This window comes from Xenophilus sp., assembly GCF_044462705.1.
Taxonomy (GTDB): domain Bacteria; phylum Pseudomonadota; class Gammaproteobacteria; order Burkholderiales; family Burkholderiaceae_C; genus Xenophilus; species Xenophilus azovorans.
In genome coordinates this window covers 13491-23843 of the sequence record NZ_JBIQNC010000059.1, presented here as the reverse complement: position 1 = coordinate 23843, position 10353 = coordinate 13491, and the positions used below count along the sequence as shown (strand labels likewise).

Here is a 10353-nt window from a genome sequence, read left to right as displayed (position 1 = left end):
GTCTGCGGCGGCTCGGCGGTCTGGGCGGCGGCCGGTGCCGCGGCGGCCGCCAGGGCGGCGGCGGCCAGGGTGATGGGGAGGCGTCGGAAGGTCGTCAGGCCGGCAGCGTGCATCGGTCGGGAGAGAAGAATTGAATATGAACAAAAACCGTTCTCATTATCAAACGATTCAACCGCGCCGGCGAGTTTGTCAACGAATCGTTTCTCTCGAATGCGGCGCGGCGGAGGCGCCCGCCCCCTACCCCAGCATCAGCCAGTGGTTGTCCACCCGCAGCCCCTCGATGGCCAGGCCGTCCGCCGGCCGGGGCAGTTGCGCTGCGCCATCGCGCCCGCCGGCCCACAGCGCGGCGCCGCCGCGCCCGGTGGCCAGGGCGCAGGCCTCGGGCAGGGGCGCGAAGCCGTCCCAGCGGCCGTCGGCCTGCCACAGCGCCACGCCGTCGGCGCGCGGGCAGCTCACGGCGAAGCGGCCGGCGGCGAAGGCGATGTCGCCGCCGTAGCCGTTGAGCAGATGGCCGGCGCCGTGCGCCGTGAGCTGCCGGCCGTCGAAGCGCGCCAGCAGCGGCGCGGCGCGCCGGGCCGCGGCGTCCTCGTGCTCGGCCTGCAGGGCGATGCCGAGCACGCGCCGCCCGCTCGCCTCGCCCCAGGCGATGTGGCGCAGGCTGAGGCGCCGGTCGGCCAGCCGCCACTGGCCGAGCAGCCGGCCGTCGCCGACGGCCAGGCGCACCAGCGATGCATCCATGCGGTGCAGCTCGACCTTGACGCGGCCGGTCTCGGGCAGGGTCGGGATGCCGCCGTTGGCCACCAGCAGGCTGCCGTCGGCGTCTGGCAGCAGCTCGTGCGGGTCCATGCCGTGGGTCGGCCATTCGTCGATCTTCTCGAGCGAGGCCGCATCGCGCACGCCGACCAGGCCCTGCGCCGTCTCCAGGTCGGTCTCGGTGGTGTAGAGGTGCCGGCCGTCGGCGCTGGCGATGACATGGCCGTTGAAGGCGCGGCCGCCGTCGATCCAGTTCCAGGCCAGCGCCTTGCCGTCGGCCGCGCGCAGGCGCACCAGCCAGTCGCCCGGGCGGCGCGCGGCCGCCAGCAGCGTGCCGCCGGGCTCCGCCCAGACGCCGTGCGCGCGGGTGGGTACTTTCAGTGCCGAAGCGACGGCCATGCGCGTGCCCCGGCGCTCCAGCACGCCGACGCGCCAGCCGCCGGCGGCGTCCAGCGCCTCCCAGGCGGCGGCCATGCGCAGCGGGCCGTCGTCCTGCGCGCCCGCCGCCCAGGCGGCGGGCCCCGCGGCCGCGCCCAGCGCCGCGACCTGCGCCAGCCAGCGACGGCGGTTCGGCAGGGCCTCAATCACCGTCGCCATCCGAGAAGCCGATGGTGACGTCGAGCGCCGGCGCGACGTCGGCCTCGATGAGTTTCTTGAGGGCGCCCAGCTCCCTGACGGCCGGCGCCAGCGTGGCCGGCTGCGCCGGGTCGGCCTTCGCCATCGCCGCGTCGGCCTGGGCGAGCGCCCGGCCCAGCCGCTCGGCCAGCGGCCCCTGCCCGCGGGCGCGCAGCGCGTCGGCCACCGGCCCGCCCATGCCGCGCAGCGCCTCCCACTGGCCGGCCCAGGTGGCGCCGGTGGCGCCGCTGGCGGCGCGCTGGAAGGCCGGCGGCCGGCTGCCCGTCTCGGCCGCCTTGAGCGGCTTGTCGATCTGCGTCCAGCGCAGGCGCTCGACGCCGCCGAGCCACTGGTTGATGAGTTCCTGCAGGGCTAGGTAGGTCTTCGTGTGGTCGTCGGCCCAGGGCGTGGCCGCCTGCTGCGCGAAGTCGGCGGCGATGGCGCCGGCCTCGCGCTGCAGGTCGGCCGCCACCTCGCGGGTGTAGCGGCAGCCGGGCGAACCCGGCTGCGGCGCGTGCGTCCACAGCAGCCATTCCAGTGCGGGCAGGCCCTTGGCGGGGGTGCCGATGCGCTCCATCGCCTCGGGGCCGCTGGGTGCGGCCTTGATGGCCCGCTCGATGGTGGCCGGGCGCGTGGGGTTGAAGTCCAGCGCGGTGAGCGCGCGGCGCTTGACCAGCGGGCCGACGGCCACGCCGGCCAGGCGGTCCCAGGCGGCGGTGGTGCGCAGCCACTGCGCGCGCGCCGCCTCCAGGCCGGCGGCGCCCTGGGCCGCCTCGCCCTCGCACCAGCGGGCCACCGCACCGGTCAGCTCGGCGGATTCGCGGGCGAAGGCCTGCGCGGCGGGCGCCAGGCGCGTGGCGTAGGCGGCCGAGAGCATGTCGACCGTGCCCGGCCGGGGCGCCGGCACGGGATCGGGGACCTGGGCCCGCGCGCCGCCCATCAGGACGGCCCCGAGGACCAGGGCGCAGCAGGCGGCGCGGCGGTGCAGGCCGGATCGCCTGCGGCTGGGTGCCGGTGTCATCGGGAACGCTCCATTCGATTGGTTCACAGCGAGTTGACGAAGCGCACCAGCGCCTCGCGCTCGGCCTTGTCCATGCGCAGCACCGCCTCGCGCGCGTCGCGCGCCTCGCCGTCGTGCCAGAGGATGGCCTCCAGAACGCCGCGGGCGCGGCCGTCGTGCAGCAGGCGCTGGTGGCCGTTGACCTCGGGGATCAGGCCGATGCCCCACAGCGGCGGCGTCTTCCAGTCGCGCCCGCCGGCCAGGAAGTCGGGCCGCCCGTCGGCCAGCCCCTCGCCCATGTCGTGCAGCAGCAGGTCGGTGTAGGGATGGATGGTCTGGCCGGTCAGGGCACGGCTGGTGACCTGCTCGGACAACGGCGGGAACAGCGCGCCGGCGGTGGTGTAGCTGGGCCGGTGGCAGGTGGCGCACTGCGCCTGCCGGAAGAGCTGCTGGCCCTTGAGCACCTGCGCGTCGCGCGCATCGCGCCGGGCCGGCGGCGCCACCGTGGCCTGGTAGAAGACCACGTCGCGGAAGGTCTTGTCGTCGATCTCGGGCGCCTTGCCCTGGGCGCCGCGCGGCGCGGCAGCGCAGGCCTTCTGCGCCGGGGTGCAGCCCTCCTCCGGGAAGGCGGTGGAGGTGATGCCGATGTCGTCGCGGAAGGCCGCGCCCGTCTGGTGCGCCAGCGTGGCGGCGTTGGCCTTCCAGCCGAAGCGGCCGATCAGCACCTGCTGCGAGGGCGCGTCCCACACGCGGTTGACGCGCCCCTTGATCGGGCCGGGCGCCGCCGCCTGCTCGCGGGCGTTGCGCTCGATCTCGGCGGCCGGAATCAGCTCCAGCAGCCCCACGCCGATGACCTGCGGTGCGATGCGCGGGCCGAGCATGGTGCCCTTGGCCAGCGGGCCGTGCGCCAGCCGGCTGAGGCGGTAGTCGGGCTTGAGCAGTTCGTACGGCGTGCCGTCGGCGAAGCGCCCGCGCACGGTGGTGTAGCGGATGTCGACGCGGCCCTCGGGCGGCACGCCCTGCACCGCGAAGTTCTGGAACTGGCCGCCGTAGGTCGGCTCGTCCACCGGCCCGCCGTGCGGCCCCTGCCCCGGCACCGACAGGCGCATCAGCAGGGCCACCGGCTGCTCGGACAGCCCGCGCGTGAAGTCCGGCGGCTGGCCGCGCCCGTCCTGCACGTGGCAGCCGCCGCAGGAGCGCGCGTTGAACAGCGGCCCCAGCCCGTCGCGCGCCTTGGTGGAGGCCGGCGCCTGCACCCAGTTGCGGCGGAAGAAGGAGTTGCCGATGACGAAGCGCGTGCGCTCCGCATCGGGCAGGTTGGCGGCCGGGAAGGAGAAGGCGTTGCGCCCCGTGGCATGCACCGTGGCGGCGCCGCCGGTGCGCTCCTCCTCGGAAACCTCCGCCTCGGCGGTCGCGACGGCCGCGGGCGGCAGGCCCATGAACGCCGCGGCGGCGCCCATCGCGGCCAGCCGGCGCCGCCGCCATCGGGGTGCGGGCCTGCTCACTCCGGGTTGACCAGCGTCAGGCGCGTGATGCCGATGGCACCGGCCGCCTCGACGATGTCCTTGCTCTGCTGCGTCAGGCTGTCGATCGCCTTCTGCACGCGCTGGCGGCCCGGGGCGTCCTTGCCGCCGACGATCTCGCGGTCGAAGGGCGCCTGGATGCCCTCGGTGGCCGCCACCGAGGCGGCGATCTGCGCCGTCGCGCGCTCGGCCAGCGCCGCGTTCTTCGCCGCCACCAGGTCGCGCAGCGAAGGCCCGCTCAGCGTGCTGCCGTCGCGCCGCTGGTAGCTGCCCGTCCACACGTTCTGGATGCCTTTGGCGTTGGCCACCGCGTCGCGGTGCGTGTTGTCGGAGAAGCAGGAGTGCTCGTCCTCCTGGTCCTGGCTGGCCAGGGCGACCTCCAGCCGCTCGCCGGCCAGTTCGCCGCGCGAGAGCGAGCCCAGGCCCACCAGCATCCTGCGCAGCGACTCGTTGCCGCCGCGCTCGAACTTCGCGCGGTAGTTGTTCTTCTGGCCCGGCGCCCAGGCGCGCACCAGGAAGCGCAGGTCGTCCACCAGCAGCTCGGTCACCACCGTCAGGTACTGGCGGCGGCGGTCGGCGTTGGGCGTCTTGCCGTCCACGAAGTCCTCGAAGGAGCGGTTGCCGGGGCCGGTCTCGCTCAGGTCCTGGCCCCACAGCAGGAACTCGATGGCGTGCCAGCCGGTGGCGATGTTCTCCTCGCCGTCCTTCTCGTTCAGGCCGGCGAGCTGCTGCTTGGTGATCTTCACCTTGCGGTCGTTGATGATGCCGGCCGTCGGATTGCCCTCGACCGAATCGACATACGACTCGTCCATCGGCCAGGCGTTGATGCGGCCTTCGGGGCCCTTGTCGTCGTCGATGGGGCCGCCGTAAAAGCGGAAGGCCTCGGTCTGGCCGTAGAACTCGCGCGCCTCCAGCCAGGCCTTGCGCGCTGCTTCCAGGCCGGCCTGCGAGGGCGCGGCGGTGAAGGCGGCGATCGCCTTCTGCAGCGCCTGCGCGCCGGCCAGCGAATCCTCGTAGCCTGCGTGCACGAGCCGGGCGTAGTGCGCCACCACGCGCGCCGGCGTGGCCGCGGCCGGCGCCGCCTGCGCGGCGGGCTGCTGCTGCGCCAGCGCCTGCGGCGGCGCGAACAGCGGGACGGTCAGGGTCGAGACGGCCAGGGCCAGGGCCAGGGGCTTCATGCAGCGCTCCTCCAGGATTGAGTGATGGATGCGGGGCGGGCCGGCAGGCGGCAACCCCGGGCCGGCGCGGTGCGGCGCACGGTGGAGCGCGGGATTCTATTTACGAGTAATTCTCAATTTGGCAATTCCACCCACCGGCGGACGCCTATTGGCCGGCGCGCTCGCCGGCGGCGGCCGATACCAGGTCGGGCCGGGGCAGCCAGACCTCGAGCGTGCCCGGCGTCGGCACCAGCCGCGCCGGCAGGGCGCGCAGTTGCCAGGCGCCGCCCACCGGGCTGGGCAGGCGCTGCGCCATCAGCCGTGCGCAGGCCTGCGAGCCGGCGTCATGCCAGAGGATGGTGGGCCGCGCATAGCCCGCCGGCGGCGCGCGGCCGGCCGCGCGGGCGCTGGCCAGCACGTCCTCCACCGGCGGCACGACGGCGCCCAGCCGCCGCCACGGCTGGCGCATCGACGCGGCCTGCGCCTGCTGCGCCGGGCCGTGGATCTGGATGTAGACGCGCCGGCCGCGGCAGGCGTCCGGCGACACGGGCTCGGGTGCCGGCGGTGCGGCCGCGGTGGGAGGCGCGGGCGCCCAGGACGGGGAGGACGGCGATGCAGGCACCGGCATCGCGGACGGCGCGGATGGCGCCGGCAGCGCGCCCTCGCCTTCCGGCGCGACCACGACGGCGGCCTCGCGGAAGCGCACCTCGAACGGCGCTTGCAGCCGCTTCCACAGCGCCTCGGCCAGCGTGCTGGCGCCGGACGCGAAGCCGCTGCAGTTGGCCTGCGGCGGCGTGGCGCCGGAGTAGTCGCGCGCCCAGTAGCGCGGCGCGCAGGCCGCCGGCTGCGCCGACTGCAGGCAGTCGATGCCGCTGCCGGGGTCGAGCAGCCGCGCGCAGGCCGGGCTGCTGCTCAGGCCCGAGGGCGAGGCGGCGGCGCCGGCCTTGTCCAGCGCCTCGCGGCAGGCGGCGCGGGCGTCGTCCACGATGCGCACCGAGAGACGGAAGTTCGCCAGGAAGTTCTCGCTACCCTGCCGGCACAGCAGGTCGCCGGTGCGCAGCAGCTCGGCCGCCAGCGAGGCCGGCGCCTCGCCCGGCGGCGCGTCCACGCGCAGGCGCGACCAGCGCTCGGTGAGGTCCTTGAAGGCCAGGCTCTGCGCCTGCTGCTTCTGCGCCGTCTGCGTGCGCCAGGCCTCGATGCCCTGCCAGGCTGCCACGCCCAGCGTCAGGGCCGTGCCCAGCCCGAGCGAGGCGGTGACCGCGCCGGCGCGCAGCACCCGCGCCTGCAGCCGGGTGGCGGCTGCGGCCGCCACACCCGCCACCGAAGCCTCGCCGGCGGCGGAGGGCTTGGCGGCCGCTGCCTCGGCCGGCGGCGCGGCGGGCGCGGCCGCCTGGCCGTCGTCCGGCATGAAGAGGCCCTCCACGCCCTGCGCCAGCCGCGTCAGCGTCACGCCTTCGAGCCGCCGGCCGATCTCGGTGCCCAGGCGGAAGTAGCTTTCCCACTGCGCCTCGTCGAAGAACTGGTCGGTGGTGGGCTGCTGCGGAAAGAGCGGGTTGGCGGCCTTGAAGTTGACCAGGTCCACCGGCAGCGCCGCCGACATGTTGGGCTTGACCAGCACCAGCCGGCCGGTGCGGCCGCTGGCGTAGGTGACTTCGGCCAGCGCCAGGCAGGCCTGGCTGTTCTGCGAGGTCAGGTCGCCCAGCGAGCCGAAGACACCGTCGATGCCCACGCCCGCGTCGGTGCACGGCTTGAGGAAGCAGATGTCGGCGTGCAGGTCGATGCGCGCGCGGCGGATCAGGTTCTCGACGTCGCAGAAGCGGTATTGCGGGTCGGCGCCGCAGTCGGCGATGACGATGAGCTGCGCCTCCTGCTGCAGCAGCGCGTAGGCGCCGGTGTTCTCGAAGTGCCCGCCGTCGCTCAGGTACCAGTCGGGCGAACTGCTGCCGGGAAAGGCGCCGATGCACTCGAACAGCAGGAAGCGCGTCTTGCGCAGCGGCGCGAAGCGCCGGCGGCGGCCCGCACCGAGTTGCGCCACGCCGGCGGCCACGCTGTTCCACCAGTAGCCCAGGCGCAGGCCCGCGAACATCGACAGCGCCGCCAGCCCGCGCCGCGTGAGCCGGCCCAGCCCCGGCGCGAAGGCCGCGCCGGAGATCGCGGCCCAGGCGCCCAGCGTCAGCGCGCCGTCGCCGCGTGCCTGCGCCCACGGCGCGCCGCCGGCCTGCATCCACGCCTGCGGGCCGATCACCAGCGGCAGGCTCTTGCGGTCGCGGTTGAACAGGCGCTGCTTCGGGTCGTGCGTCTGGTTGATGCACACGTTGACCAGGTGCACCGGCCCGCCGCGGCGGTGCGGCGCGTAGGCCTGCATGGGCAGGTCGTCGTCGGCGTGGACCTGCCCCACCGGCACCTCCGGCGGGCCGAGCACCGGCGCGGGCGAGAGCGGATCGCCGCCCAGCCGGCCGGCGTTGGCGGCGCCCAGGTAGCCGCGCACGATGCGCGCCTTGTAGAACATGTGCAGCGACGACAGGTTGAGGAAGGCGAAGTTGCGCCCGGTGAGCAGCGCATAGGCCAGCGCGCCGCCACCCACCAACGCCAGCCACACCCAGCCGCGCCCGAAGTCCAGGCCCTGCGGCTGGAACACGGGCCGCAGCACCGCCGCGTACACCACGCCCACCCACCAGGCGGCCAGGCAGAAGGCCACCGCCAGCCCGGCCAGGCTGGCCAGCCCCATCGCGAAGCGCCCGCCCAGGCCCGGCATCTGGCGCTGGCCGCCCAGCAGCACCGGCAGCACCGCGCGCAGGCCGGCCGCCGCGGCCAGCAGCCAGCCGCCCCAGGAGGCGCGCGTCTCCCGGGTGTGGACGGCGAACCACCAGCCTGTCCAGTCCAGCAGGCCGAGCAGCACGATCGCGGCGCTCCAGGTCAGCAGCGTCGCCAGCGCGTCGGTCAGCCGGTTGCGCAGCGTGCCGGCGCCGCGCGGGTCGCGGTGCAGCACGAACACGGCCGCGCTCGCCACCACCCAGGCGGCGGCGAAGGCCACGAACAGCGGCACCAGCCAGGGCGGCGCGCCGAAGTGCGCCTGCAGCAGCGGCCGCAGCCACCAGGCGGCGGCGCCCGCCAGCGCCCACAGGCCGAGCTGCCAGGCCAGGAAGGCGCGCGACGGCCGCTCGCGCACCGACCAGTACGCCTGCGCCAGCACGATCGACAGCACCCAGGGCACCACCAGCAGCAGCCACAGCGTCGGCAGCCGCGTGGCCAGCAGCGCCGGCGCGGGCACGGCGGCGGCCGTCTCGGCGCCGTCCAGGTCGACCACCGCCGCCATGCCCTCCCAGGCCAGCAGGTTGACCAGCGCCAGCAGCGCGCCGGCCAGCAGCGCGGCCACGGCGATCTCGATGTGCGTGCCCAGCAGGTTGCGCAAGTACAGCGCGACGGCGAAGAAGGTATCGCGCAGGCCGCCGGGGATGAGGTAGCGGCCGTTGGCGCGCAGCCACCAGCCCAGGCGCACCTGGTCCATCTCGGCCAGGCCGCCCTCGATGGCGCGCATGTCGTCGGCCGAGGCGGCGCGGGTGCACAGCCGGCCCCAGGCGGCGCCCGCGTAGCCGCCGCCGGAAACGGTGGAGACGATGTCGAAGCGCAGCAGCTGCCGCCGGCGCGCCAGCGCCTTGAGCAGCCCCAGGCAGAAAGTGGCGCTGCGGATGCCGCCGCCGGACAACGCCAGCCCCCAGGGCCCGTGCCCGTCGTCGCGACCGTACAGCGCCTCGCGGCGCTGCCGGACCATGTGCGCGATCGTCTCGTCCATCAGCGGCAGCCAGAGCCGGCAATGGTCCACGGATCGCGCCGCGGCACCATTGCGCAAACGGTCTATGGCGGCGGGTCTGCCACCGCGTGGGGAGGCGCCCCGGCGACAAAAAAACGCGACGCAGCGAAACACGGCTGCAACGCGGCGGCAACCGCCTTCACGCATCATCGCGCCATGCCGACGCCCCCTGCCCCGCCCGCCGATCCGCCGCCGCCCGCTTCTTCCGCACCCGCGACAGGCGGCGGCTGGCGCCGGCTGCGCGGCGGCTGGATGGTCGCCGCGGCCTGCGTCGCGGGCTGCGCCGCCGCGGCGCCGGAGGACGACATCCGCCGCCTGGTCGCCTCGCCGCAGTACTCGGCGGCCGACGGGCGCTTCCGCAACCTGCCCAACCCCGACGCGCGGGCCTCGCGCAACGCGGCGCTGATCTGGACGCGCTTCCTGTTCGGCACCAAGCAGGACACGGTGCCGGTGGACCCGATCCCGGTGCAGGCCCTCGCACGCGCGCAGCTCGACGCGCTGCCGGCCGGCGCCAACCACGTCGTGCGCCTGGGCCACTCGTCGCACCTGCTCAAGCTGCAGGGCCGCTATTGGCTGATCGATCCGGTGTTCGGCGAGCGCGTCTCGCCCTTCAGCTTCGCCGGGCCGCGGCGCTTCCACCCCTCGCCGCTGGCGCTGGAGGCGCTGCCGCCGATCGAGGGCCTGGTGCTCTCGCACGACCACTACGACCACCTGGACCGGCCCACCATCGAGCACCTGCGCAATTCGGTGCAGCGCTACTTCGTGCCGCTGGGCGTGGCGGCGCGGCTGGTGCAGATGGGCGTGGCGCGCGAGCGCATCACCGAGTTCGACTGGTGGCAGGCCGCCGAGCACGCGGGCGTGCGGCTGACCGCCGCGCCGGCCCAGCACTTCTCGGGCCGCAGCCTGACCGACCGCGACACGACGCTGTGGGCCTCGTGGGTGCTGGAAGCCGGCGGCCAGCGCATCTTCTTCAGCGGCGACTCGGGCTACTTCCCCGGCTTCAGGGAGATCGGCCAGCGCCTGGGCCCGATGGACCTGGCGCTGATGGAGAACGGCGCCTACAACGCCGACGACTGGCCCTCGGTCCACATGACGCCGGAGCAGTCGGTGCAGGCCTTCGAGGACGTGCGGGGCAAGGTGCTGTACGGCGTGCACAACAGCACCTTCGACCTGGCCTTCCACCCCTGGCGCGAGCCGATGGAGCGGCTGGCCGCGCTGGCCGGGCAGCGCGGGGTCGAGCTGGCCACGCCGGTGATCGGCGAGGTGCTGACCGTGGGTCAGCCGCGCGAGAACCGGCGCTGGTGGGAAGGGCTGCGCTGAGCGGCCCCGCCCGCGCCGGGGTTCAGTTCATCAGCACTTCATCGCCGCGGCCTGCGCGGCGAAGGCATCGCTGCTGGCCTTGCAGGCCGCCGAGAGCTGTGCCTGGTCGGCGCCGTAGGACGCCCAGGCGGCCTTGGCCTGCTCCACGCTCGTCTTCATGGCGTCGGCGGCGGC

General features: G+C 75.1%; 6 protein-coding genes. 1 reads left to right on the top strand and 5 read right to left on the bottom strand.

Going from position 1 to position 10353, the window contains the following annotated elements; genetic code table 11:
- Window positions 1–237: 237 nt before the first annotated feature.
- The 5 genes from ACIY1X_RS11320 to ACIY1X_RS11300 form a co-directional block, all read right to left on the bottom strand.
- Window positions 238–1350, bottom strand: coding sequence for a DUF1513 domain-containing protein (locus tag ACIY1X_RS11320; RefSeq protein ID WP_399680608.1), 1113 nt, complete (start codon window positions 1348–1350; stop codon window positions 238–240).
- A complete protein-coding gene (locus ACIY1X_RS11315) occupies window positions 1334–2389 on the bottom strand; it encodes an imelysin family protein (RefSeq protein WP_399680606.1) in 1056 nt (351 codons plus the stop codon). Before ACIY1X_RS11315 ends, ACIY1X_RS11320 begins: the two co-directional genes overlap by 17 nt.
- A gap of 23 nt (window positions 2390–2412) precedes the next feature.
- Window positions 2413–3807 carry a di-heme oxidoredictase family protein gene (locus ACIY1X_RS11310; RefSeq protein WP_399680612.1) on the bottom strand — a complete coding sequence of 465 codons (1395 nt, stop codon included), beginning with the start codon at window positions 3805–3807 and terminating at the stop codon, window positions 2413–2415.
- 62 nt (window positions 3808–3869) lie between these two features.
- Window positions 3870–5069, bottom strand: a complete 1200-nt coding sequence (locus tag ACIY1X_RS11305; RefSeq protein ID WP_399680605.1) for an imelysin family protein — start codon at window positions 5067–5069, stop codon at window positions 3870–3872.
- 145 nt (window positions 5070–5214) lie between these two features.
- Entirely contained in the window at window positions 5215–8841 is a 3627-nt protein-coding gene (locus ACIY1X_RS11300) for a hypothetical protein (protein ID WP_399680603.1), read from the bottom strand.
- A 270-nt stretch (window positions 8842–9111) separates the two neighbouring features.
- On the opposite strand from ACIY1X_RS11300, the gene ACIY1X_RS11295 reads away from it, so the two are divergent.
- Window positions 9112–10179, top strand: coding sequence for an MBL fold metallo-hydrolase (locus tag ACIY1X_RS11295; RefSeq protein WP_399680610.1), 1068 nt, complete (start codon window positions 9112–9114; stop codon window positions 10177–10179).
- The last annotated feature ends 174 nt before the right edge of the window (window positions 10180–10353 follow it).

Excerpts from the sequence above, each read along its gene's own strand:
- ACIY1X_RS11295 (WP_399680610.1), top strand. The coding sequence starts at position 9,112 with ATGGTCGCCGCGGCCTGCGTCGCGGGCTGCGCCGCCGCGGCGCCGGAG.
- ACIY1X_RS11310 (WP_399680612.1), bottom strand. The coding sequence starts at position 3,807 with ATGGGCCTGCCGCCCGCGGCCGTCGCGACCGCCGAGGCGGAGGTTTCC.
- ACIY1X_RS11305 (WP_399680605.1), bottom strand. The coding sequence starts at position 5,069 with ATGAAGCCCCTGGCCCTGGCCCTGGCCGTCTCGACCCTGACCGTCCCG.
- ACIY1X_RS11315 (WP_399680606.1), bottom strand. The coding sequence starts at position 2,389 with ATGACACCGGCACCCAGCCGCAGGCGATCCGGCCTGCACCGCCGCGCC.
- ACIY1X_RS11320 (WP_399680608.1), bottom strand. The coding sequence starts at position 1,350 with ATGGCGACGGTGATTGAGGCCCTGCCGAACCGCCGTCGCTGGCTGGCG.
- ACIY1X_RS11300 (WP_399680603.1), bottom strand. The coding sequence starts at position 8,841 with ATGGACGAGACGATCGCGCACATGGTCCGGCAGCGCCGCGAGGCGCTG.